At 73.4% G+C, this 24,382-nt stretch carries 18 protein-coding genes; 11 read left to right on the top strand and 7 right to left on the bottom strand.

Features of this window, described 5'->3' with window-relative positions:
• Positions 1 to 222 precede the first annotated feature (222 nt).
• Positions 223 to 2,946, top strand: a complete 2,724-nt coding sequence (locus OG738_RS38905) for a BTAD domain-containing putative transcriptional regulator (RefSeq protein WP_329048564.1) — start codon at positions 223 to 225, stop codon at positions 2,944 to 2,946.
• A gap of 237 nt (positions 2,947 to 3,183) precedes the next feature.
• On the opposite strand, the gene OG738_RS38900 is transcribed toward OG738_RS38905, so the two are convergent.
• From OG738_RS38900 to OG738_RS38880, 5 genes are all read right to left on the bottom strand, one after another.
• Complete coding sequence (locus tag OG738_RS38900) at positions 3,184 to 4,992, bottom strand: arabinofuranosidase catalytic domain-containing protein (RefSeq protein WP_329048562.1); 1,809 nt, start codon at positions 4,990 to 4,992, stop codon at positions 3,184 to 3,186.
• Between the two features lie 290 nt (positions 4,993 to 5,282).
• Entirely contained in the window at positions 5,283 to 6,851 is a 1,569-nt protein-coding gene (locus tag OG738_RS38895; protein WP_329048560.1) for a hypothetical protein, read from the bottom strand.
• Between the two features lie 2 nt (positions 6,852 to 6,853).
• Positions 6,854 to 8,827, bottom strand: a complete 1,974-nt coding sequence (locus OG738_RS38890) for a hypothetical protein (protein WP_329048559.1) — start codon at positions 8,825 to 8,827, stop codon at positions 6,854 to 6,856.
• 89 nt (positions 8,828 to 8,916) lie between these two features.
• Positions 8,917 to 10,179, bottom strand: a complete 1,263-nt coding sequence (locus tag OG738_RS38885; protein ID WP_329048556.1) for a fatty acid desaturase family protein — start codon at positions 10,177 to 10,179, stop codon at positions 8,917 to 8,919.
• A gap of 16 nt (positions 10,180 to 10,195) precedes the next feature.
• Entirely contained in the window at positions 10,196 to 11,293 is a 1,098-nt protein-coding gene (locus OG738_RS38880; protein ID WP_329048554.1) for a ferredoxin reductase, read from the bottom strand.
• Between the two features lie 172 nt (positions 11,294 to 11,465).
• Here OG738_RS38880 and OG738_RS38875 point away from each other — a divergent pair, with 172 nt between their 5' ends.
• From OG738_RS38875 to OG738_RS38865, 3 genes are read left to right on the top strand one after another with little or no spacing between them, the layout of a single operon-like run.
• Positions 11,466 to 12,047: a hypothetical protein gene (locus OG738_RS38875; RefSeq protein ID WP_329048552.1), complete on the top strand. Its 582-nt coding sequence runs from the start codon at positions 11,466 to 11,468 to the stop codon at positions 12,045 to 12,047.
• Positions 12,048 to 12,065: 18 nt separating this feature from the next.
• Positions 12,066 to 12,314, top strand: a complete 249-nt coding sequence (locus OG738_RS38870; protein ID WP_329048551.1) for a hypothetical protein — start codon at positions 12,066 to 12,068, stop codon at positions 12,312 to 12,314.
• Positions 12,311 to 13,201 carry a PfkB family carbohydrate kinase gene (locus OG738_RS38865; protein ID WP_329048550.1) on the top strand — a complete coding sequence of 297 codons (891 nt, stop codon included), beginning with the start codon at positions 12,311 to 12,313 and terminating at the stop codon, positions 13,199 to 13,201. Before OG738_RS38870 ends, OG738_RS38865 begins: the two co-directional genes overlap by 4 nt.
• A gap of 8 nt (positions 13,202 to 13,209) precedes the next feature.
• Here the strand turns inward: OG738_RS38865 and OG738_RS38860 are convergent, their stop codons facing one another.
• Positions 13,210 to 13,827: a TetR/AcrR family transcriptional regulator gene (locus OG738_RS38860; protein ID WP_329048548.1), complete on the bottom strand. Its 618-nt coding sequence runs from the start codon at positions 13,825 to 13,827 to the stop codon at positions 13,210 to 13,212.
• Positions 13,828 to 13,942: 115 nt separating this feature from the next.
• Between OG738_RS38860 and OG738_RS38855 the strand changes: the two genes are divergently transcribed.
• From OG738_RS38855 to OG738_RS38840, 4 genes are all read left to right on the top strand, one after another.
• Positions 13,943 to 15,508 carry an acyl-CoA synthetase gene (locus OG738_RS38855; RefSeq protein WP_329048547.1) on the top strand — a complete coding sequence of 522 codons (1,566 nt, stop codon included), beginning with the start codon at positions 13,943 to 13,945 and terminating at the stop codon, positions 15,506 to 15,508.
• Entirely contained in the window at positions 15,505 to 16,497 is a 993-nt protein-coding gene (locus tag OG738_RS38850; RefSeq protein WP_329048545.1) for an LLM class flavin-dependent oxidoreductase, read from the top strand. Before OG738_RS38855 ends, OG738_RS38850 begins: the two co-directional genes overlap by 4 nt.
• Before the next feature lie 11 nt (positions 16,498 to 16,508).
• A complete protein-coding gene (locus tag OG738_RS38845) occupies positions 16,509 to 17,264 on the top strand; it encodes an SDR family NAD(P)-dependent oxidoreductase (RefSeq protein WP_329048544.1) in 756 nt (251 codons plus the stop codon).
• A gap of 265 nt (positions 17,265 to 17,529) precedes the next feature.
• Positions 17,530 to 20,307, top strand: a complete 2,778-nt coding sequence (locus tag OG738_RS38840) for a helix-turn-helix transcriptional regulator (protein WP_329048542.1) — start codon at positions 17,530 to 17,532, stop codon at positions 20,305 to 20,307.
• Positions 20,308 to 20,430: 123 nt separating this feature from the next.
• Here OG738_RS38840 and OG738_RS38835 read toward each other — a convergent pair whose 3' ends face one another.
• Positions 20,431 to 21,054 (bottom strand): hypothetical protein, encoded by a 624-nt coding sequence (locus tag OG738_RS38835; RefSeq protein WP_329048540.1) that lies wholly within the window; start codon positions 21,052 to 21,054, stop codon positions 20,431 to 20,433.
• 95 nt (positions 21,055 to 21,149) lie between these two features.
• On the opposite strand from OG738_RS38835, the gene OG738_RS38830 reads away from it, so the two are divergent.
• The 3 genes from OG738_RS38830 to OG738_RS38820 are packed head-to-tail and all read left to right on the top strand — an operon-like array spanning position 21,150 to position 23,030.
• Entirely contained in the window at positions 21,150 to 22,346 is a 1,197-nt protein-coding gene (locus tag OG738_RS38830; protein ID WP_329048538.1) for a hypothetical protein, read from the top strand.
• Between the two features lie 13 nt (positions 22,347 to 22,359).
• Positions 22,360 to 22,821, top strand: coding sequence for a hypothetical protein (locus tag OG738_RS38825; RefSeq protein WP_329048537.1), 462 nt, complete (start codon positions 22,360 to 22,362; stop codon positions 22,819 to 22,821).
• 14 nt (positions 22,822 to 22,835) lie between these two features.
• Positions 22,836 to 23,030: a hypothetical protein gene (locus tag OG738_RS38820; protein ID WP_329048536.1), complete on the top strand. Its 195-nt coding sequence runs from the start codon at positions 22,836 to 22,838 to the stop codon at positions 23,028 to 23,030.
• Positions 23,031 to 24,382: the final 1,352 nt, after the last annotated feature.

The following is a 24,382-nucleotide window of genomic DNA, read 5'->3' as shown; positions in this document are numbered from 1 at the left end:
GGCTCCAACGGAAACCCCGCGACCCGCGACGGTCCCGGTGGCGGGCGCGACCCCCAACACCGCGCCCGCCACCGGGGTCGCCCCCGGCATCCCCCCTCTTCCGCCGTGCCTCTAGGGTTCCCGACGCCGTCCTCGTTTCGTCCTCGCGCCGGCATCCTCGGCGCCACCTGCGCTTTTCGGAGCCGGACGCCGGGCGCCGGCCTTGACGTCGAGGGGGATGCAATGAGGTTCCGGATTCTCGGGACGCTGGAAGTGCGGGCGTCCGGGGATCGGGTCGCGCTGGCGAGCCCGCGTCAGCAGCGCGCGCTCGCCACCCTGCTGCTCAATCCGAACTCGGTCGTCCCGGTGGAGCGCATGATCGACGCGCTCTGGGAAGACGAACCGCCGGCGACGGCCGTGAAGCAGGTCCGCAACTGCGTGTCGGCGCTGCGAAGCCGGCTGGGCGAGACCGGCGGGATGATCGTCACCGACGGCCCCGGGTACCGCTTGCAGGCCGGCATCGACGATCTCGACTCGCTCCGGTTCCGCCGGCACGTCACGGCCGCGCGGGCACTCGCCGGGCAGGCGAAGCTCGTCGACGCCGTCGAGGAGATCCGCGGCGCGCTCGCGCTGTGGCGTGGCCCGGCGCTCGACGGGCTGCGGACGACCACCTTGACCGGCCGGGCCGCGGTGCTCGACGAACAGCGGGCCGACGCCGTGGAGCTCTGCGCCGAATGGCAGCTGCGGCTGGGCGAAACGGGCGAGGTCGTCCGCGAGCTGACCCAGTTCTGCGGCGAGCACCCGATGCGCGAGTACTCGCACCTGCACCTGATGCGCGCCCTCGCGAAAGAGGGCCGCTACGCCGAGGCCTCGACGCTCTTCCACGGCCTGCGCCGCCGGCTGGCCGACGAGCTCGGCGTCGATCCGAACCCCGACCTGCGGCGGCTGCACGAGCAGATCCTCGCGGAGGCCGCCCCGAGTGCTCCCGCCCCCGCTCCGGTGACCGAGACTCCGCCGGAGCACCACCAGTTCGACCGTGCGGTCGCCGAGCTGGCCGAAGCCGTCACGTGGCAGTGGCGCGCCGAAGCCGAGCTGCGCTCGTTGCACCGGCCGCAGCCGATCGTCCTGCGCTGGTCGGCGCGCCCGCGTCCGGGAACACCAGCGCGGCGGGGCGATTTCGACGATCTCGCGGAGACGTTCGCCGCGCTGCCCGTGCGGCAGCTGGTGGTGCTCGGCGACCCCGGCTCCGGCAAGTCGGTGCTCGCCCTGATGCTGACGCTGGAGCTGCTGCGCACCCGTGCCCCCGGTTCGCCGGTCCCGGTCCTGCTTTCGCTGGCCTCCTGGGACCCGCGGCGGGACCACCTCGACCACTGGCTGGCGAGCCGGCTCGCCGACAACCACCCGGCCCTGCTCAACGCGCGGGAATACGGGCCCGGCGCGCCGACGCGGCTCGTCCTCGGCGGCCACGTCCTCCCTGTCCTCGACGGCCTCGACGAGATGCCGACCGACCTGCGCGCCGTCGCGCTCGACGCACTGGACCAGACCATGGCCGTGGGCCGCTCGCTGGTGCTGACCTGCCGCTCGGCCGAGTACGAGCAGGTCACCCGCGAAGCCGGCCCGGTGCTGAGCGCCGCCACCGTCGTGCGGCTCGAACCCGTCGCCCGCACGGAGGCGATCGCCTACCTGTCCGCGCGGGAGGGCACCGGCCAGGACCGCTGGCTTCCCGTGGCCGAGCGGCTGCGCCGCGATCCGGACGCGCCGCTGGCCCGGGTGCTGCGGACGCCGTTGATGGTCGACCTCGCGCGGATCGGCTACGGCCGTCCCGGCGCGGATCCCGCGGAGCTGCTCGGCGCCGAAGACGCGGCCGCCCTCGAAGGGCAGCTGCTCGACTCGTTCGTCCCCAACGCTTACGCGCGGGTACCGCAGCCGCCGGGGCGCAACCCGAAGACCAGCCCGTCCGCGCGGTACACCGCGGCGGAGGCGACGCGCTGGCTGGGGTTCCTGGCCCGGCACCTCGACCAGGCCCGCAGCCGCGACCTGGCCTGGTGGCAGCTGTACCGGGCGGTGCCCGCCGGGACCCGGTCGGGCCTGGCCGGCGCGCTGATCGCGGTGTTCTTCGTCATCGCCGGCTGGGTCGACGACGGACCGGCGCTGGCCGCGATCTACGGCCTTTCGTTCGGGGGCGCCGGTTACCTGACCCACCGGTTCGGGCGCCCGCCGGAGCCGCTGCGCACCGAACTGCGCTTCGCCGGCGCCGCCCGGAAGTTCGCCGGCCGGTTCGCGATCGGCGCGGTCGTGGGGACCCTGCTCGGCCTGGGCTGGTCGCTGGTCACCGGCCTGGTCGTGTTCCTGGCGCTCGTGTTCGGCCTGGTGTTCGCGGTGCACGTGTGGCTCGCGAAGCCGGTGGACGCCAGCCGCGTGTCGAGCCCGCAGTCGATCCTGCGCAACGAACGGACCGGCGCGATCGCGTTGTCCGTGTCCTTCCTGGTATCGCTGGGCCTGTTCGACGGGATGGCGTTCGCGTTCACCGCGCAGACGCGGTTCCTGCCGGTGCTGGGCGGCCGGTACGACCTGGCGCTGGCCGTCGCCGGCGGGGTGGCGGGTGCGGTGTTCGGGTTCTTCATGGCCCGCGGTGTCGCCGCCGTGTGCTACGGCGTCGCGGGCGCGGTCGCCGGCGGCCAGGTGTTCCCGGCGGCGACGAACGCGGTGCCGCCGGTCGCGGCCGGCGTGTGCTTCGGCGCCGGCATCGGCCTGGCGGTGCTCGTGACGCGCGCCTGGGGCACCTACTTCGTCCAGCACGTCTGGCTCGCCGCGACCGGCCGCCTTCCCTGGCGGCTCATGCACTTCCTCGACGACGCCCACCGCCGCGGCGTCCTGCGCCAGGCCGGCGGCGTCTACCAGTTCCGCCACGCCCGCGTCCAGGAACGGCTGGCCGAGATCGGCCACGACGAGCAGCAGGTGCCATGACCGGCGAAGAGATCGTGCTCGGCCCGCTGCCCGAGGTGGTCCGGTTGTCGGCCCTGCACGACGTCGACCTCCTGCCGCCGGGGTCGGTCGAGGGCGCCTGAACGCGGCGGCGGCCCGGGCTTCAGGCACTCGGCGACGGATCGCGCACTGCTGAATTTCCGGACCGCCGGGCACCGGCCCGGACGCCGCGATCCCGCACCGGCGGGGGAATCCGGTGCGGGATCGCGGCGCGGGGAGTCAGAGCAGGGCGAACCGCTGGGCCGCCGACCCGTTGCAGTCCCAGATCTGCAGCCGGGTCCCGTTGCCCGTCGCGCCGCTGGGGGAGTCGAGGCAGCGGCCGGACTGCGGGTTGCGCAGTGAGCCGTCCGCCTGCTGCGTCCACACCTGGCCGCCGACGCCGTTGCAGTCCCACAGTTCGACCTGGGTGCCGTTCGCCGTGCCGTTGCCGTTGATGTCGAGGCAGCGGCCCAGCGTGCGCAGCGCGCCGCCGGAGGTGTGGAACCAGTGCTGGTCCACGGCGAACGACTGGCAGTCCCACAGCTGCACGGCGGTCCCGTTCACGCCGTGGTCGTCGCCGGCCACGTCGACGCACTTGCCGCCGGGGCCGGTGATCGGGCCGCCGCCGGTCACCGAGAACTTTTGCGCCGCGGAGGTGTTGCAGTCCCACAACTGCAGGCGGGTGCCGTTGGCGGTGGCGCCGTTCGGCGCGTCGAGGCAGCGGCCGGACTGGGGGTTGCGCAGCGAGCCGTCGGCCTGCTGCACCCACTTCTGGCCGCCGACGCCGTTGCAGTCCCACAGTTCCAGCAGCGCGCCGTTCGCCGTGCCGTTGCCGGTGACGTCGAGACATCTGCCCAAAGTGGACAGTGACGAGTCCGCGTTGTGCGCCCAGTGCTGGTCGGCCGCGTTCGCCTGACAGTCCCACAGCTGCACGGCGGTGCCGTTGCCGCCGGTGTCGTCGCCGGAGACGTCGAGGCACTTGCCGCCGGGGCCGGAAACCGTGGCCGCGTAAGGCGGTGTCCCGGTGCCGCCCGCGTAGCCGACCGAGACCACGTTGGCCTGGACGGCGTCGTCCGCGGCGTCGGACGGGTAACCGGCCGTCATCACGCCCTCGAAGAACGACCCGATGGACGCGTTGCTGTTGTCGCCGCCGGTGCCGAGCACGATCGAGCCCTCCTGGTGCATCGGCGTGTAGCCGCCCGCGGGCAGCGTGCCGTTGTACCAGGTGGTGAGGCCGCCGCTCTGCGAGTTGCCGCCCTTGAGCGCGAACGTGGTCTGGCCGTTGTTCTTCAGCAACGCCGTGACGAACGGCGTGGCGTTGCCGCGGTTGGCGGTGTTGGAGCGATTGCCCTGGAACAGCCCGTTTTCCAGGTCGCCCGCCACCCACGGGCCGATCCCGGTGCACGGCGGGAAGTAGCACGTGGTGCCGAGGTTCACCGCGTCCATGTGGCCGTTGCCGGTGTCGGCGATCTGCGCTTCGACGTTGCCGTAGTCGAAGCAGCAGCCACCGTTGACGTGCGTGCCGCTGGCGACCATGTACATGCCTTCGGGCTGGCCGTTGACCGCGACGCCGGCGCCGACGTAGTGCCGGTACCCGGTGCCGGGGGAGACGTAGACGCCGTAGACCTGGTGCCCGCCGGCGGTGACCGGCAGCGCGGTCGCGACGGCGGCGACGTCCTGCCCGCCCGCGGTGCCCGGGCCTTCGACGGTGAGGTCGTTGTGGCGCGGGGACTGGTCGTAGATCACCGTGATGGTGCACGTGGTGCCGGCGCAGAACGAGTCCTGCGCGGCGGCGTTGGCGTACCCGCCCGCGGCGAGCAGGCCGATGTCCGCCTCGGCGTGGTCGGAAGCGCGCTGGACGCGGTAAAGATTGCCGCTGTAGGCCGAGTACAGGGCGCGCGTGGTGCTGTGCGCGGCGACGCACTGGGTACCGGCGGAGCCGTAGATGTCGCACGGAAGGGAGCCGGCGGCCTGCGAGGGGCCGCTCAGGCCGAGCATCGTCCCGAGGACGAGCAGGACCGTGACGAGGAGACTTCGACCGCGGGGCACGGGGACCTCACTCTCAAGCCGCAGGTCAACGACCCGGGCGGACTTTTACAACGTTGTATTTCCGGGAGAGCAGGGGAGTGCGGGGGAGTGCGATGGGGATGTGGCGAGGGTATGGCCGGGTTCTCGGCCGTGTCAATGCGCAGCGGGCGGATGGTCCAGTCCACTTCGGCGGTGCACCCGGACGGCCCAACCCGGCGGGATCCGCCGGGTGCCCGAAGCCGGCCGCGGCGCGCGGGGCCGCGTTTGACGGCGTGGCTGCCAGGGGCGATCGGGCGGCCGGCGGACCGGCGTCACGAGTACGTCCAGTGGCCGAGCCAGGACTCGCGCCAGGCCACCGTCAGCTCGCTGACTCCGTCCACACCGGACTGATCCACCTGGGCCTTCCACGCCTCCTCCAGTGACGCGCAGAGCTTGGACGCGGGCAGCTCGCCGCCCGCCGAGGAGAACTGGCGCAGGACCGTCTTGGGCACGGCCAGCTTCGCCTTGCCGCGGATCACCGACTGCTCGGTCGCGCGGCAGATGAGGTACTCGACGGTCGCGAGGTCGCCCGCCGAGGCCCGGCCTTCCGCGGGCACCGGCGGCGCCACCTGGCCCAGCGCCCGGTACAGGCAGTCCAGCGGGGCGGCGAGGCCCCGGTGCTGGCGGGCGATCTCCCAGGACACCCACACCGCCATGCAGTCGGGCATCTGGTACGGGCGGTAGGCGAACGCCGGCCCGGCGAACGTCTGGTAGTCGCTGGTCGGGTCCTGCGCCGCGGGGCTCCGCCCGTCGGGGTCGGGTGGCAGGCCCAGGCGCTTGAACAGCTCGCGCAGCAGCTTGTGCGGCCGGGCCGGGGTCGACGACTCGCCGAGCAGCTTGCCGAGGATGCGGTTCAGCCGGTCCGCGGCCACGCCGTGGATCGCCAGCTGCAGGTGGACGAACGCGACGTCCGACAGCGTCGTCGCCGCGCAGCCGACCACGCCCACCTGGGGATAGCGCTGCAGGAAGGCGGCGATCGCGTGGGTCGAGCCGATCCGCGCCGGCCCGACGAACGTCAGCGGGAAGACCGTGCCGACGCGCTGGCGGGACCGGAGATCTCCCTTGTACAGCGGGGAGAACTCGCCGTCGGCGTGGTAGACCTCGAACCAGTTCCCCTGGCGGTGGCCCGGCCGCGTGTCGGCGAGCCAGAAGCTGTACCCGTGCTTCTCGCACAGCTCGCGGAACCGGTCGGCCAGCTCGAACCGCGCCGCCGCGGACGCGTCGCGCAGGGCGATCGAAAACCGGACGGCCAGCGACGCGCACGGCGGCGCGACCTCCTTGCGGGTGCGGAGGTCGTGGTTGCGGGTCTTCACGATCGTCGGCAGCTGGGCCGGGCACTGCAGCGACAGCAGCGGCGCGTCGATGAGCGAGGACGCCGCGTCGGAGATCTCGCGGACCAGGTCGCGCACGGCCAGGCCGTGCCACTCGCACACCTCGCGCGCCCCCGGGGCGACCGCGATCAGGCCCTCGAAGGTCTGCGCCGACTCGTAGATGAACGTCGGGTTGGGCGAGGTCGTCTGGTGGAACACCCAGCTGCCCGCGGTCTCCTCCGGGCGTTCCGCCGGCTGCCGGCCGTCGGCCCGCTCGGCCACTTCGGTGCCGTCCAGCGGCTTGCGGGTGCGGGTGCCGATCACGACGCCGGCGCCGTTGGTGGCCGAGCACAGCGTCTCCAGGAACACCGGGTCGTCCGCGCCCGCGGACACGAGCTCGCGCAGGTAGCCGTGGCGGGCCATCGCGTGGTGCACCTCGAAGTCCACTTTGGTCACCGGCTGCCGGGCGATCTCGAAGCAGGCCCTGGCCAGGTCGGCCACGTTGCGCACGGAGATCCGCTGGCCGCGCACCTTCACCACCCCCCGGACGAGTCGAACCGCACGTCGGCCTCCAGCGGCTTGCGGCGGTCCCAGGCGCCGGTGCCCGCCCACCGCGGTGCCCCGATGCGGGAGAGCGGGACCGCCGACTCGCGCCACGACGCCTGACCGGCCAGCACGAGCGCGGCGAGCACCGGCAGCGCCACCGCGACCGTGAGCGCCGCCTGCACGACCTCGCCGCGGCTCTCCGTCGCGACGGCGGCGGCGAACCCGGCGACGGCCGCGATGCTCAGCTGGACGAGCGCCTGCGGCAGCGTGCCGAGGTACCCGAGCACCGTGCGGCGCGGCGGCAGCGACAGCCGGCTGTAGAGGAAACCCGGCAACAGCAGCAGCATCGTGATCACGGACTGGCCGTCGCCGATGTGGCCGAGCGCCTGGGTGGCGGCCCGGCCGTACGGCCACGGGCTGCCCACCAGCAGCCAGCCGAGCACGAACGAGACCGTCGCGACGGCCAGCGCGTAGAACGTCACGTTGAGCGGGCCGGACTTCGTGGAGTCCCGGAGCACGAGCGTCGCGCGCACCCGGACGTGGTCGCCGCGCGGGTCCCGGCCGCCGGAGCGGCGCCAGTACGCCCGTGCCTCGTTGTCGGCGATGCCGTTGACCAGCACGAGATCCTGCCCGAACTCGCGATCGGTCAGCTCGCGCGCGGCCTCGCGCAGGTTGGCCGAGGTGAACTCCGGGTGCCGCCGCAGCGAGTTGTCCAGCTCGTTGGTGTCGATCCGGACCGCCTCGCCGGTCGTGGCCGCGGCCGCTAGCCGGTGACACGCCGGCAGGCTGCGCGGGGACAGCTCGACCCCGGACCGGCCGGCCTCCCACTTGCGGCGCCGGACCAGGTCCGCCAGCCGCCGCAGCACGGACTGGGCCTGCAGCTCGAGGATCTTGTGCCGCGCGCCGTCGGCTTCCTGCAGCGGGGCGGCGTCCTGCCGTTCGGCCAGCGAACGGAGGTCTTCGGCCAGGCCGTCCACCTGGTGCTGGTCGGCGTCGGTGGACAGGTACATCCGGGAGACCTCGGCCTCCGGCGCGGTCCTGGCCACCAGGTGGTAGGACTTCAGCGTCGCCGGGATCATGGTCTCGTAGCTCACGACGTAGCCGTGGCGGCTGGAGGCCAGCCGCCGCCACTGCTCGTGGGCGAGGGGCCGCCGCGCGTCGACGTGCAGCGGGGTCTCGTAGCTGAGCCGGTGTTCCTCGACCGCGTCGTCCAGCGCCACCACCAGCATGTAATCGCGGACCGCGACGTTCAGCAGGTAGGTGTATTCGACCAGCAGGTCCGCGCAGCCGGTGAGGATGTCGAGCGCGAGCTCCCGGCACTGCCGCCCGTACCCGGGGACCGTGCCGCCGGTGGGCGCCAGCGCGAACTCCTGCTCCGGGTGGTCGCGCTCGGTCAGCAGCGTGAGCAGCGCCTGCTGGATGAGCCAGCGCGGTTCGTGCACCTGGAACAGGAAGGTGTTCAGCTCGTGCTTGGCCGTCTGGGCGTTCTCGTCGCTCGCGAGGATCCCGCGCAGCAGCCGGTAGAGCCCGGCGGCGACCAGCCGCGACGCCTCGTGCTGGGTGAGCCGCGGCAGCTTCTGGCCCGAGCTGTCGAAGACGTCGACGGGGGAGACGTCCCGGCGCGGCAGCCGGGCCAGCGGCACCCACAGCGACCGCTGCCGGGCCGGTCTCGAAGCGGCGCGCTCGCCGTGTTCCTGGCCGATCAGGTCCTGCAGCTGCGCGGTGGCCTGGCGCTGTCCTTCGTCGAGCAGCTTGAGGCTGACGTCGACCTCGGTGCTGCGCCGGGCGGTGCCGTGCTCGACGACGGTCAGCCGCTCGGTCAGCCGCCGCACGTGGTTGAGCCGCAACGAGGTGTCGAGCAGCGCGAGCCCGACGGCGGCGCCCTGCCGGGACAGGCGGGGCGGCGCGCCGGGAATGGGGATCGTCTCGATCGCGTGCCGGAGACTCTCGATGCCGTCCACCCCACCGAGAGTAGGAGGTGGCGCGCGCTGATACACGAAAACGCCGGTAATTCGCCCGACCGCCGCCCGCAGGCGATCCACCCGCGCGCTCAGGCGGCTCGCTTCACCTCGTCGCCCTGGTACGGGCCGGGCTTCGGGCGGACCTTCCCGCCGGGGAACGCCAGCCGCAGGATCGTGCGGTGGACCGTGCCGAGCTGCCGGGACAGCGGTCCCGTGTTGTACGGCAGGCCGTAGCGGCGGCAGATGTCGCGGACCTGGGGCGCGATCTCGGCGTAGCGGCTGCTGGGCATGTCCGGGAACAGGTGGTGCTCGACCTGGTAGCCGAGGTTGCCGCTCATCAGGTGGAACAGCGGGGAGCCGGTGATGTTCGCCGCGCCGACGAGCTGGCGGACGTACCAGCCGCCGCGGGTCTCGTCGCGGACCTCCTCCTGGCTGAACGTGTAGGTCTGGTCGGGGAAGTGGCCGCAGAAGATGATCGAGTGCGCCCACAGGTTGCGGATGATGTTCGCGGTGAAGTCGGCCCGGAACGTCGCGGCGAACGTGCCGCCGCCCTCCGCGCGGGCCGCGGCCAGCTGGGCCCGCAGCGCGCCCCTTCGACCGCGGCCGCGGGCGCGGTCCGCAAGCACCCGGGCGCGGGACCTCGGTTCGCGGTTCACCAGCCGGCCGACGGCGGTCGCGGCGAGGGCGCTCACGAGCGGCCAGCCGACGTAGTCCTTGAGGATCTGGTCGCGGGCCTTGCCGGAGATGCCCTTGATGTCGTGCCACACGTCCTTCAGCGGCTTCTCACCGGCGCGGATGGCTTCGACGTCGAGGTCGTGCACTGCGACGCCCCACTCGAAGAACGCCATCAGCAGCAGGTTGTACAGCGGCTGGGCCAGGTACGCCGGGTGCCACTTCTGGTGCGGGTCGATGCGCATGATCTCGTAGCCGAGATCCTTGTCCTTGCCGCGGATGTTCGTGTACGTGTGGTGGATGTAGTTGTGCGAGTGCTTCCACGCCGTCGCGGTCGAAGCGGTGTCCCAGTCCCATGTGGACGAATGGATGGCGGGGTCGTTCATCCAGTCCCACTGGCCGTGCAGGACGTTGTGCCCGATCTCCATGTTCTCGAGGATCTTCGCGATCGCCAGGCAGCCGGTGCCCGCCGTCCAGGCCACCTTCGACCGGGAGCCGAGCAGCAGCGCCCGGCCGGCCACCGCGATCTGCCGGTGCAGCCGGATGACGCCCTTGATGTAGCGGCGGTCGCGTTCGCCGAGGTCGGCGCGCACCTGGTCGTGGATGGCGTCGAACTCGCGGGCGAGCTCGGCGAGCTGGTCCGCGCTCAGGTGGGCGAACGGGTGGGTGGTGGAGGTCATGGGTTCCTTTCTCCGCTCAGAGTTCGACCGTCACGCGGCCTTCGGCGCCGTGCACGCAGGTGCGCACGATCTCGTGGTGCTTTTCGCTGACGACGTTGGTGCGCAGGTCCCGGATCCGGCCCTCCCGGATCGGCAGCACGCACGTGTGGCAGACCCCGACGCGGCAGCCGAAGGGCATCTCGACGCCCGCGTTCTCGCCCGCGACGAGGATCGGGGTGCCGGGCGGGCAGTCCGCGTCGAGGTTGCGGTGCGCGAACCGCACTGTGCCGCCGGCTCCTTCGGCGTCCTCGCCGCCGACGATCGGCTGGAACCGCTCGTGGTGCAGCCGGTCGACGTCGCCGTGGCGCTTCCAGTGCGACTGCAGCGCGTCGAGCAGCTCGCCGGGCCCGCAGGCGTAGGCCTCGCGCTCGCGCCAGTCCGGGCACAGGGCGTCCAGGCCGGCGGGCGTGAACCGGCCGTCCTCGCTCGTGATGCGCAGCTCGAGGCGGAAGCCCTCGTGCTGTTCTGCCAGCGCGGCCAGCTCCTCGCCGAAGGTGACCCCGTCGGCGTCCCGCGCCGAATGGACGTGCACGACGTCGCGCAGGCCCGGGCCCGGCGCGAGGTGGCGCAGCATGCTCATCACCGGCGTGATGCCGCTGCCCGCGGTGACGAACAGCAGGCCGCGGTCGAGCCGGTCCGGCAGGGTGAAGGAGCCTTCGACCTCGCCGAGCCGCACGACCTCGCCGGGGTGGACGCGCTCGACCAGGAACGGCGAGACGACCCCGCCGTCGACCTTCTTCGGGGTGACCGAAATCAGGCCGTCCGGGCGGTCGGGGCTGGAGGTCAGCGAGTACGCGCGCCAGTGGTGGACGCCGTCGATGACCACGCCCAGCCGCACGTACTGCCCTGGCCGGTGCCCGACCCAGTCGAACCCCGGCCGGATCAGGACGGTGGCCGCGCCGCCGCGTTCGGGTTCGACGCGTTCGACGCGCCCGCGCAGCTCCCGGGTCGACCACAGCGGGTTGATCAGCTCGAGGTAGTCGTCCGGGCGCAGCGGGGTGAACAGCCAGCGCAGCGCCCGCAACGCCCGGCGCCGCAACGGCGACGCCGGCGGGCGCATCCCCACTTCGGCCATCAGGAACCACCCCGCGTCCGGCCGGGGGTGCGGGCGGTGCTGGGCCAGTCGGCAGTGACCATGCCTGTTGAGTGTACAGACGTGCACTCAACTCGCAGGCTGAGCCGCGGCACCCGAACGACGTAAGAGTTTCCTAATCCCCGGGTCGCCCGGGCCGGGCTACGGTCTCCCGGTGTCCAGGCCACCTCGTGCGTTCCTCGTCGCCGTCCCGGGGCTCCTGCTCGCCGCGTTCGGCGCGGTGCACCCCGCCCAGCTCGACGCGGCCACGGCGCCCTGGTGGACCACGCTGCACGTCATCCTGCTGCCGGTCTTCCCGCTGCTGGGCCTCGCGCAGTGGAGCTTGCTGACGTCGGCGCCGCCCTGGCTGCGGTGGCCCGGCCGGGTGGCGGCGTTCGGGTACGCGGCCTTCTACGGCGGGCTCGACGCCGTCGCGGGGATCGCGGCGGGCACGGTGGTGCACGCCCAGCACGGCGCCACGCCGGTCGTCGGCGCGGTGTTCACGGCCGGCGACCTGGTGGGCCACCTCGGCGCGGCGTGCTTCCTGGTGGCCAGTGCCCTGATCGTCGTGGCGGCGGTCCTGCGCGCGGGATGGCGGGCCGGGCCGGGCGGAGTGGTCCTGCTGCTCGCGAGTGTGTCCTTTCTGGACAGTCACATCTTCTGGCCGCGGGGCGTGGTCACGATGCTCGGGGTCGCCGCCGGGATGTCCTGGCTGTCCTTCGCCGGCGAGCGAGGTGCCGCGCCGTCGCAGGGTTGACACGCCGTCCGACCCGCTGTGCATGTTCGTACTTGTTCACCCAGGCGTCCTCCCCGCGAGAGCAAGCGCCCGCGCGCCCTGCTGGCCTGGGTCGCCGCGATCGTCGCGGGCTACCTGTGCACGACGGCCGCCATCGGCGACGACGCCGGGTTCACCGGGCCGCTCGCCGGTAACTGGCTCGGCGCCAACGGGCCGGGCTGGGTCGGCACCTTCGCCGTCGGCGCCGGGTTGTCCGCCGCGCTCGGTGGTGCGAGGATCCGGCGATGACCGGCCGGCTCGTTCACACGGGACAGGCCGTCGTGGACCTCGTGATGCGGGTCGAGGCGCTGCCGCCGCCGGGTGGTGACGTGCTCGCCTCGGACGTCCGCTTCACCGCGGGCGGCGGCTTCACCGTGCTGGCCGCCGCGGCCCGGGCCGGCGCGGAGGTCGTCTACGCGGGGGAGCACGGCACCGGGCGCTTCGGCGACCTCGTCCGCGACGCGCTGGCGGCCGAGGGCGTCGAGCTGGTCCAGCCGCCGGTCACGCCGGACACCGGGGTGTGCGTCGTGCTGGTCGACGCGGCGGGCGAGCGGACGTTCATCACCGAGACCGGCGCCGAGGGCACCCTCACGGCCGAGCACCTGCACCGGGTGCGGTTGCGGGCCGGGGACCTGGTGTACGTCACCGGGTACAGCCTCGTCCGGGAGGCCAACCGGGACGCGCTGCTCGAGTGGCTGCCGTCGGCCGCGGGCCACCGCGTGCTGCTGGACCCGGGGCCGCTCGCGGCCGACGTCTCCGCCGGCGTCTGGCGGGCGGTGCTGCCGCACGTGGACATCCTCACCTGCAACGCCGCCGAGGCCGCCGTGCTGTCCACTGTGGACGGAGTCGGTGGCGTCCCGGTGCGGATCACCCGCGTCGGCGCGGCCGGCTGCGACGTCGTGGCGCGGGGGACGACCGTGCGCGTCCCGGGCTTCCCCGTCGAGCCGGTGGACACCAACGGCGCCGGGGACGCGCACGCGGGTGTGCTGGCGGCGGAGCTGCTGCGCGGGGCGCCGGTCCTCGTGGCGGCGGGACGCGCGAACGCCGCCGCGGCGATCGCCGTCCAGCGGTACGGTCCGGCCACGGCTCCTTCGCGCGCGGAGGTCGACGAACTCCTGGCGGCGACGCGGCGCTGAGCCGGGCCTCAGCCGACCAGGCGGGGGAACAGCCGGCGAACGCCGCGGCGCAGGTCGTCGAGTGCTTCTTCCGCGCCGACGAGGTGACGCTGCAGCGCCTGCTGGAACAAGCCGTCGAACAGGGCGTACGCCTCGGGCGGCGTGCACGTCGGCTCGGCGCCCGTCAGGTCCGCGTACGCCCGGACGTTGCGCCAGATCATGTCCTGCAGGCTGTCGTCGATCTCGGCGACGTCGTCGCGGAAGGCTTCCTCGAACAGGGACTGCGAGCGCAGGTCGTACCAGAGCCGGTGCAGCAGCGGGGCGTCGGCGAGCGCCACCGCCAGCCCGTCCGCGCACGCGGCGGCCAGCTCGTCCGGCGTGGCCGCCTCGCCGACGCCGCCTTCGTAGCGCTTCACGCACGCGGCCTTGTACCGGCGCACGCAGTAGGTGATCAGCTCGACCTTGTCGGCGAAGTAGTAGTGCAGCAGCCCGTGGGAGAACTTCGTGTGCTCGGCGATCGTGCGCAGGCTCGTGCGGGCGTAGCCGAGGTCGGCCAGGGCGAGCAGGGCCGCGTCGGCGAGTTCGCGGCGGCGGTCCTCGAACTTGTCGACGCGGGTCCGGCGCCGCACGGCGGCTGGGCTGGTCACTCGCCGAAGATACCATCGAGCGGTTCTTTGACCAATCGTCCAAGAAAATCTTGACATTCGTCCAAATGGCGGCCAAGGTCGTGTCCAGCGACCGACACGGCTCGGAGGGACGACGATGTCTCTGTTCTTCTACCTGGAAAAAGGCGCCTCCCTGAACCCGGATGCGCCTTGCCTGACCCTCGACGGGGTTTCCCGTTCCTACGGCCAAGTGGTCGAGCTGGCCGAGGCCGTCGCCCGTGCCCTGCGGCGCTCCGGCGTGCGGCCCGGGGACAAGGTCGGCATCCTCTCGGCCAACGACCCGGTCGCGTTCACGTGCGTCTTCGGCATCGCCCGCGCGGGTGGGGTGTGGTGCCCGATCAACCCGCGCAACGCGGCGGACGAGAACGCCGAACTCCTGGACCTGTTCGACTGCGCCACCCTGATCTTCCAGCCCGGCTTCGAGGATCTCGTCCGCCGGATCGCCCCGAAGCTCCCGAAGCTGACCACGCTCGTCCGCCTCGGCGACGGCGACGGCTTCGCGCCCGGCTTCGAAGACTGGCTCGCCGCCGCCCGTGCCGATCCCGCCGCCGAAGCCGCGCAGCCCGAAGACGTCGTCGCCCTGGTCGGGACCGGCGGCACGACCGGGCGTCCCAAGGGCGTCATGCTGACCGGCCGCAACCTCGAGGCGATGTCGGCGATCACGCTGATGAGCTACCCCTTCGACGGGCGCCCGGTCTACCTGGCCCTGGCCCCGCTGACGCACGCGGCCGGCGTCCTCTGCTTCCCGATCCTCGCCCGCGGCGGCGAAGTCGTGATCATGGCCAAGCCCGACGTCGGCCGGTTCCTGGAACTGATCGAACGCCACGGCGTCACGCACACGTTCCTGCCCCCGACGCTGATCTACCTGGTGCTCGGCCACGAGGCGCTCGACCGCACGGACCTGTCGTCCCTGCAGTGCTTCTGGTACGGCGCGGCCCCGATGTCGACCGCCCGGCTCACCGAAGCCCTCGCCCGGATCGGCCCGATGGCACAGCTGTTCGGCCAGTCCGAAGCCCCGATGATGATCTCGACGATGTCGCCCGCGGACCACCGCCGACCGGACGGCACTGTCCACACCGGACGGCTGGCCTCGGCCGGAAGGCCGTCGCCACTGGTCACGGTGGCCATCCTCGACGACGGCGGACGGCCCGTCCCGCAGGGTGAACGCGGCGAGATCTGCGTGCGCGGCTCGCTCGTCATGGCCGGCTACTACCGCAACCCCGAGGCGACGGCGGAGGCGTCCGCGCACGGCTGGCACCACACCGGCGACATCGGGTTCCTCGACGACGAAGGCTTCCTCCACATCGTCGACCGCGCCAAGGACATGGTCATCACCGGCGGCTTCAACGTCTACTCCGCCGAGGTCGAGCAGGCGGTGATGGCCCACGACGCCGTGCGCGACTGCGCCGTGATCGGCCTGCCCGACGACAAGTGGGGCGAGCGCGTCACCGCCGTCGTCCAGCTCCGGCCCGGCCGGGAGCTGGACACCGGCGAACTGATCGCGTTCGTCAAGGACCGCATCGGCAGCGTCAAGGCGCCGAAGCAGATCGAGATCTGGCCGGAGCTGCCGCGCTCAGCGGTCGGCAAGGTCCTCAAAGCCGACATCCGCGCCACCTTCACCGACCGCAGCACCGAACGCAGCAAGGAGGCTGTCCGACCATGAAACTCGCGCTGTACCTGCCGAACTTCCGGGACAAGGTGACCGTCCGGGAGCTCGAAGACCTCACCGCACTCGCCGAAGACCTCGACTTCGACTCCGTCTGGACGCTCGACCGGATCATCGTGCCGGAGGCCTCGGACCGAGGGGAAATGCAGTACCCCTTCGGGATGCTGGCCGAAATGGGCCGGCAACTCCCGGTGAGCTCGCGGGGTGAGTTCCTCCAAGGCATGCCCCTGCTGCCCTGGCTCGCCGCGAAGACCTCGAAGGTCCGGATCGGCATGAGCATCATCGACACGCCGTACCGTTCCCCCGGCGTGCTCGCCGCGGAGCTGGCCACCATCGATCACCTCTCGGGCGGCAGGCTCAACGTCGCCGTCGGCTCCGGCTGGATGCCGGAAGAGTTCGCCGCCGCCAGCGCCGCGCACATCTTTCCGAAGCGGCACAAGCACGTGCGCGAAACCATCGAGATCATGCAGGGCATCTGGACCAACGAGGTCTTCGAGTACCACGGCGAGTTCGCCGATTTCGAGCCGGCCGGATTCGGGGCGAAGCCGGTCCAGAAGCCGCACCCGCCGATCTTCTTCAGCGGCCTCAAGGACGCGAAGCGCTCGGCGAGCCGCATCGCGAAGTACGGCCTGTCGGGCTGGATCGGGATCCAGGACTCGCCCGAGGACATCCAGCGGTGGCGCACCGAGATCCAGCGCGAGCTCGACCACCTCGACACCCAGCGCTCGGTCGACGACCTCGAGATCGCCAGCATGATCTGGTTCGTCATCACCGACCAGGACATGGACCAGAGTCCCATGGGCAAGGGCACCAACCTGCTCGTCGGGTCGGAAGCGCAGATCACCGACCAGCTCAAGCGGTACCGGGAAGCCGGCCTGACGATGCCGTTCCTGTGGCCGCCCTTCCAGGACGTCCCGGTGGCGAAGACGCTCGACGACATGAAGCGCCTGAAGGAAGAAATCCTGCCCAAGATCGAAGCGATGTGAGAGGAACCAGCATGTCCGAACTCGAGGGAAAGCGCGTCTTCGTCACCGGGTCCGGCGCGGGGATCGGCAAGGCGATCGCGGCGCTGTTCACCGAACGCGGTGCCCGGGTCGTGGTCAGCGACCTGAACGCCGACGCGGCCAAGCAGGCGGCCGAAGAGATCGGCGCCGCCGGTGTCGCGAACTGCGACGTCACGGACGAGGCTCAGGTCCAGTCGGCCATCCAGCAGGCGGTCGACCTCCTCGGCGGTCTCGACGTGCTGGTCAACAACGCCGGGATCGAGGTCGCGTCGCCGCTGCTGAAGCAGTCCACGGAGAGCTTCGACAAGATCTTCGCGGTCAACGTGCGCGGCACGTTCGTGACGATGAAGGCGGCGACCCCGCACCTGATGGAGTCGAAGGGCAACATCGTCAACATCGCTTCGATCGCGGGCATCGGCGGCAGCCCGCTGCTCGGCTCCTACTGCGCGACCAAGGCGGCGGTCATCCAGCTCACCCGCGTCGCGGCGGTCGAGATGCGCCCGGCCGGGATCCGCGTCAACGCGGTCTGCCCGGGCTTCGCGGACACCGCGATGGTCGAGCGCCTGGTCCCCGACTTCGAGGCGGCGACCCAGGTCCCGTTCGGCGACCTCGTCGCGGCGAAGCAGGGGCGCCTGGGCACCCCGCAGGACATCGCGGAGGTGGCGGCGTTCCTGGCGTCCGACCGCGCGACGTGGATCACCGGCAGCCACTACGTCCTCGACGGCGGGTTGACCGCGTCGCTCGTGTGACGCCTTCGGCCGGTGGGTCCGCGCGACCCACCGGCCGAATCCCTCGAACGGAAAGATCGGCTGCACCCTCGGTGCCCACCCCGTCGCGCTCGGACGAGCGGCGACGACGTCTCGACCGACTGTCGACGAACTGTCGACGGCGCGTGCGAGCGTCCCCGCATCGTCCGGGGACGGCGGGGCGGGGCCCGCTCCCGGACGGATCGCGTGGCCGACCGCCACGCTCCGATCTGGGGGGAGTGCCGTAGGGACAACGGATGCCGCCGTCGTGGCGTCGGTGGCGGGGCAGCGCGGGCCGTTCGTCGGCAGGCGGTGGGAAAGCCGGCTGCTCGGCCGGGTGACCGACCACGGTTCGGCGCGGGTCGTCGTCGGGGAGCCGGGGATCGGCAAGACCGCGCTGCTGGACCACCTCGCCGACCGCGCGCCGCACCGGGTGGTGCGGGTGCGCGGGAGCCGGGCCGAAACCAAACTCGCCTACGCCGCCACCGCGCAGCTGTTCGGCGAGTTCTCTGCGTACTTCGCGAGCGTGCCGCCCGCGCAGCGGCGCGCCCTGGAGATCGCCCTCGCCCTCGACGACGGCCCGGCGCCGGGCGCCCTCGCCGTGTGCGCCGGGGCCCTCGGCGTGCTGGGCGCGGTGGCCGGCCGCGAACCGCTGCTGGTGCTGGTGGACGACCTGCAGTGGGTCGACCGGCAGTCCCGGCGGCTGCTGGCCTACCTCGGGCGCCGGCTGGACCGCGAGCGGGTCGCGCTCGTCATGGCCGTGCGCGACGAACCCGGCTCGGCCGCCGAACCGCCGGATCTGCCTGCCGTGCGGCTGGCCGGGTTCGACCGCGCCGACGGCCGCCGCCTGGCCCGGGCCGACGGATTCCTCGCCCCGGACCACGAAGTGGACGCGATCGTCGACGCGTCCGGCGGCAACCCGCTGGCGGTCGTGGCGACGCTGAGCCGGCTGACCACGACGGCCGACCGGCACCCCGACCTCGTGCTCGAAGTGGGGGCTTCGGTGCTGCCCGCCTGGCGCGGCGTGCTCGCCCGCCTGCCGGACCGGACCCGCCGCGCGCTGGCCGTGCTGGCCGTCGCCGGGCCGGCGGAACCGGCGGCGATCGAGGCGGCACTGGCCGCACTGGGGCTGTCGCTGCGCGACGTCGTGCCCCGCGAGCGGCTGGGGCTGGTGACCACGGCCGTCGGCGGGCTGCTGCGGCTGCGGCACCGGCTGCTCGGCCCGGTGCTGCTGGCCGCCACGACGGCGTCGGCGCGGCAGGCGGTCTTCGAAGCGCTGACCACGCACGCGCGGCGGGAGCAGCAGGCCTGGTACCAGTCGTTCGCGGTGACCGGGCCGGCGGACGAGCTGGCGGCCCGGCTGGCCGGCCTGGCCAGGGAGACCGCCGATCCGGCCGCCGCGGCCCGGTTCCTGCGGCGCGCGGCCGACCTGACCGCCGACCCGCGCCGGCGGGCGCTGCGCCTGCTCTCGGCCGCCGCGGGTGCACTGCGGGCCGGCCAGGGCGAGCAAGCGGCGTCGTGGTGCCGTGAAGCCGTGTCGCTGCGCGACGATCCGGCGTTCCTCGCGGCCGCGGCCGGGCGCGGCGCGCGGGGGCTGACGCTCGCCGGGCAGCACCGGCAGGCGTTCGACGAACTGGCCGGAGCGGCGTCCTGGCTCGCGCGGCGGGACCCGGCGCGGGCGGCGAAGCTGCTGTGCGAAGCGACCGGACCCGCCATGGTGCTGGGGGAGGCGCGCCTCGCCTGCGTGGCCGTCACCGAGGCCGAGTCGCTGGCCGGGGTCCCGCTGCCCGCCGCCGCGCGGCCGGCCGCCGCGGCCGCCCGCGTCATGCACGGACTGCCGGGCGGCGAGCTCCCGCCGCCCGAGCAGGTCGGCGACCCGGCGGCACTGGTGTGGCTGGCACTGGCGCAGCTGTGGACGGAACGGCCGGAACCGGCCAGGACGGCGATCAACGCCGCGCTCTGCCGGCTGCGCCGCGGGCGCTCGCCCGCGCTGCTGGCCGTCGCCTTGGCCGTGCGCAGTGATCTCGGCTTCCGCACCGGCGGCTGGGCCGCCGCGCGGGCGGACGCCGTCGAGTCCGTCGCCGTGGCCGGCCGGACCCCGCCGAACGGCGTGGTCGCGTTCGGGCTGCTGGCACTGGCCCGGCTGGAAGCGGCGAGGGGGAAGCAGGACCGGTGCGCGGAGCTCCTGGCCCGCAGCCGCCAGGAAGCCGGCCCCTTCGGCGTCGACCTGCGGCTGCTGCTGGAGCCGGCCGTGCGTGGTCTCGCCGCGCTGACCGCCGGCGAACCGGGCACGGCCGTCGAGCCACTGGAGTCGGCCTGGGCGCACGCCGAAGCCGGCGGCGTGGGCAACCCGGCCGTCGTCCCGTTCGTGGCCGACCTCGCCGAGGCGCACGCCCGGTGCGGGAATCCCGGCCGGGCGCGGGAAGTCGTGGCCTGGCTGGAGGAACGCGCGACCGGCGCGGGCCTTCGGGGCCCGCTGTCGGCAGCGTGGCGCTGCCGGGGCCTGCTGGCCACCGAGGTGGCCGCCGCGACGGCCGCGTTCGGGACCGCCCGCGAGGCGGGCGACGTCCGGACGGCCCCGTTCGAATACGCCAGAACCCTGCTGTGCGAAGGAGAAGCGCTCCGGCGGCTGCGAAGACCCGCCGCCGCCCGACCGGCGCTGCGCCTCGCGGTGGACGTGTTCGAGGGCCTCGGCGCGGGTACCTGGGCCGCTCGTGCGGCCGCCGAGCTGTCCGCCGCCGGCGACCGCCCGAGGTCCGGTCCGCTCGCGACGGACGTGCTGACGCCGCAGCAGCTGCGCATCGCGAGCCTCGTGGCGGCCGGCCACAACAACGCGGAGGCGGCCGAAGCGCTGTTCCTGTCCCGGAAAACGGTGGAAGCCCACCTCACGCAGGTCTACCGCAAGCTCGGCGTCCACTCCCGCACCCAGCTCACGAACGCCCTGAACGGCCGCGGCGACCACGGTGGGCTCCCGGACGGGCGCGCGCCGCAGTCGAGGGAGTCACCCGATGCCGCCGGGGGTCCCCGCCCGGCAGAGTTCGGGTGACACGAGGAATACCGGGGGTGCGGACGTGGACGTCGCCAGTGAGACCCTGCTCCGGCTCGCCGATCCGGTGGCCCGGGCGGCGGTACTGACCGCCGAAGCGCTGCTCGCGATCGGCGTGGTGGCCTACGAGCTGGACCCGGCGCTGGTGACCGATCCGGTGACGGCGACGTTCGACCGGTTCGACCTCGCGGTGCCGCTCGGCTCCCGGGCCGCGGCGATGGCCCAGTTCCGGCGCACCGGTGAGCCGGTGCCGTGGGAGGTCTCCGCGTCCTGGGACACCGGGCAGGCGCCGCCGGTCGCCGCCGACGCCGTGTGGGCCGGGTCCGTCGTGGTCCGCGCGGCGGTCCTGGACGGCACCGTCGTCGCCGTCGCCACCGGACAGTCCGGTGTGGACGGTCCGGTGGCGCTCGCCGCGACCGTGTCGATGAGCCCGCCGGGGGACGACCCCGAACCGGCGCCGATCTCGCTGCCGGTCCTCGTGGCTTTCCTCGCCGCGGACCAGGACCAGAGTCCCCGGGACCTGCTGCGGGCGACGCCGGCGGCGCGGCTCGGCTCGGCGCGGCCCGGTACGCCGTCGCCGACGTCCCGGCCGGGCTGCCGCCCCGCCGCTTCGAGCGCCTCGTCTGCTGGGTGGTGCCCGAGACGGCGTTCGACGACCCCGGCTGGCCCGGGGCGCAGAGCGACACCGCGCCGCAGCAGCGACGCGCGGACCGGCTGCGCGCCGCGCGGAGCTGGCTCGCCGGCCAAGGCATCGCCGTCATCACCACCACGGAGCCCACATGACCACCAAGTCCCGCGCCAAGCGCGCAACGACCACGTCGCGACCACGTACGGAGATCGGTATGGCCACCCTCGTACAACCGGCTTTCCCCTTTGTCGACGTCACCATCGACACCAGCGCGCTGGTCCCGGCCGCGCAGCGCTCGCCCGGCGTCGTCGCCGTCGTCGGCAACGCCGACGGGGCTGCGGCACCCGCGTCGACGCCGCTGGTGGTCACCGAGCACGCCGACGTGCTCGGCCTGTTCGGCAAGACCGGCGCGGCGACCGCGCTGAGCCGGAGCCTCGACCTGGTGCTCGCCCAGGACCCGCGGCCCAGCAAGGTCTACGGCGTCCGCACGCCGGCCGCCGGGAACTACGCGGCCGCGCTCGCCGGGCTGGAAGCCGCCGACGACGTCACGTTCGTGTGCCTGGCCGGCGAGACGGCGGTCGGCGCGGCCACCACCGGCGGCACCCCGGCGACCGGACTGCGCGCACTGGCGGAGCACGTGGAGACGTCGTCGGCGGCGGGCAACCGGCGGCTGGCCGTCGCGATGATCGACCCGGCCACCGCCCGGTCCGCGACCTATGTGGACACCGTGCTGGCGGCGAACTCCTACGGCGCGCTGAAGAGCGCGACCGGCCGGATGATCCTCGTCGCCGCACGCGGCGCGACCACCGACGAGACGGCGAACCCGAACCCGGTCGCCGACGCGGCCGCGGCCGTGATGGGCGCGATCGCCGGCCAGGCCCCGGCCACCAGCGTCGTGCTCAAGCAGGTGCGCGGCTTCACCATGCCGGTCACCCAGCAGTACGTGCCGGCGGAGGTGACGGGGCTGGCGAGCCAGGGCGTCATCCCCCTGATCGACCCGGCGCTCGTGCCCGGCACCGGGCTATTCCTGGCCGACGGCGGCACGTTCTCCTCCGACCCCGCGCGCAACTACGTCGACATCGCCCGGGTGCTCGACGACATCGAGTTCCGGCTGCGGGCCGGGCTGATCGGCACGGTGGGGGACGCGCGCATCACCAAGGCCGGTCTCACCGCCGTGCGCGTGCGGGTGGAGGGCATCCTCGGCCCGCTGCAGCTCGGCGCGGTGATCGACGACTTCTCCGTCACCATCCCGCTGCTGGCGATCCTCGCCCTGCCGGAAAGCGCTCGCAGCGCCGCCGAGCAGGCACAGGTCGTCACCGCCCGCCAGACCCGGCAGGTGTCCGTCCTCATCGGCATCACGTACGGGCCGGCGGTGCACCGGCTCAACGTGACGCTCGCCCCCCAGTTCTGACCAGGAGCCCACCATGTCGAGTCCCGAAACCAGCTGGAACACCCGCCTCGCGGTGCACTACACCGACGACCGGGGTGTCGACCACGAGATCTCGCCGATCCAGTCGTTCACGCCGACGTTCGCCACCACCGCCGAACCGTTGCACAGCATCGAACGCACGCACGTCGGCGTGGTGACCCAGCCCTACGCCCTGACCTTCTCGATGACGGTCAACGCGATCGGCCCGGCCACCGCGCAGCTGACCGCGCTGGCGCTGAACGCGACCGAGTTCAGCATCTCGATGCAGGAGAAGTCCGGCGACGACTGGTCGTTCTCCACGATCGTGCTGAGCCGCTGCGTCATCACGAGCGCTTCGCCGACCGCGGCCACGATCTCGGGCGCGCCGCAGGCGACGTTCTCCGGCTTCTCCATGCACGTCGATGCCACCGACACCGGTGGCACCAAGACCTCCGGCCCGCTCCAGGCGTCGCTGTAGAAGGAGAACGTCCCGTGCTCGACGACTTGGCCTCCGACGACCGCGGCGGCGTCATCCTCCCCTTGGAGGACGACGCGTCCGGGGCGGACGGGCTCGTGTTCCAGTTCCCGGTGGAGATCGAGGTGCGCGTGGTCGCGCCGCACGATCCCGACCAGGTGGTGGCCACGGCCCTGGACCGCCTGACCGCGGCGCTGCAGGGGCTCACGTGACCACCGTGCGGATGCCGGTGCGGATCCGGCTCGACCTCGCCGGGGACGAGGGCGACGCCCACGTGCTGGCGGCGGTCCGCGAAGCGGCCGTGACGGCCGCCGCCCGCGCGGCGGACCGGGCCGGGCGCACCGACGCGCTCGACGGCGTCGCGTGGTCCGGCCGGGCGCCGGAGGTCAGCGTGCGGTTCGTCGGGGACCCCGTGCCGGCGGCGGCCGCCGCGCACCTGGAGGCCACCGCGCACGCCGCGGTCCGGTCGGCGGTGAGCCGCCTGCGGCCGGCCGCGAGCGTGGTGGCGCCGACGGGCCGGACGACCACGCGGTTGCGGCGGTTCGACTCCGACGGCGAACTGCTCGAAGCGCTCGATGCCTTCTACGGCACCGCGTCGCGCCCGGCGCGGGTGATCGTGATCGCCGCCGACGGCGGCGGCACGGACATCATGGTCTTCGTCGACGCGGGTCCCGACGGCTCCCACGGCGTGACCTGGGGCGTGCCGCTGAGCCGGTTCGTGCTGCCGGCGGACGGACGGGACGCGGAACGAGTGCCCGGCTTCGGGGGAGTCCGGGCGGACTCGCTGCACCTGGTGGCCGAGGCCACCGGCGAAGCCGGCTTCCGCACGGAACTCGTCGCGGCGATGGTGCGCATCGGGCGCGCCGCCACGCCGAACGTGCCCGAAGGCAGGCTCGCCGACCGGGCGGCGGCCCGGGCCAAGCGGTTCCGGCTGACCGGTGCCCTCTACGAGTACCGCTACGGCGGCACGCCGGTCGCCTGGTTCAACGGCCCGTCAGGGGTGGCCGACCGGGCCGGGCTGCCCGTCCTCGTGCTCACCGAGGAAGTCACGGCCGAGCCGCGCCGCACCCGCTACGGCAGCGACTGCCCGCCGCTGCGGTACGACCCGGCGGCGGCCGGGGATGCCGACCCGGACCAGCCGTTCCTGCACGAGCTCGAGATGTCGGACTGGGCCGCCGGCGAGTTCGACGACCTGGTCGACACGATCACCGGCGAGCTGGGCCTGCCGAAGCCCCGGTTCCTCGGCTCGTTCCTCTTCGCGGCGCTGAACCTCGTCGTCCGGCGCAGCGAAGGCCTGGGTCACCTGACGAGCACCGAGACCCGGCAGGACGTGCTCCGCCACCTCGTGAAGGCCCTCGAAGCCGTCAACACGCTGTTGTTCGCCTACACCAAGGCGGTGCTCGCCCGGGACAGGGCGCAGAAGCTGCCCTGCCCGCTGGCCGGGCAGGCCGAGCAGTGGGCGACCTACCTGCACCGCGACTACTTCCCGCTGCGCCGGACCGTCGTCGCTTCGCTGTTCGTCGCCGCCTGCCAGGACGCGCTCCTGGAGCGGCTGGAGAAGAGC

The sequence above is a fragment of the Amycolatopsis sp. NBC_01488 genome (genome assembly GCF_036227105.1).
In the GTDB taxonomy this organism is placed as follows: Bacteria; Actinomycetota; Actinomycetes; order Mycobacteriales; family Pseudonocardiaceae; genus Amycolatopsis.
The sequence above is the reverse complement of the archived record's forward strand: the minus strand, read 5'-3'. Positions and strand labels throughout refer to the sequence as shown.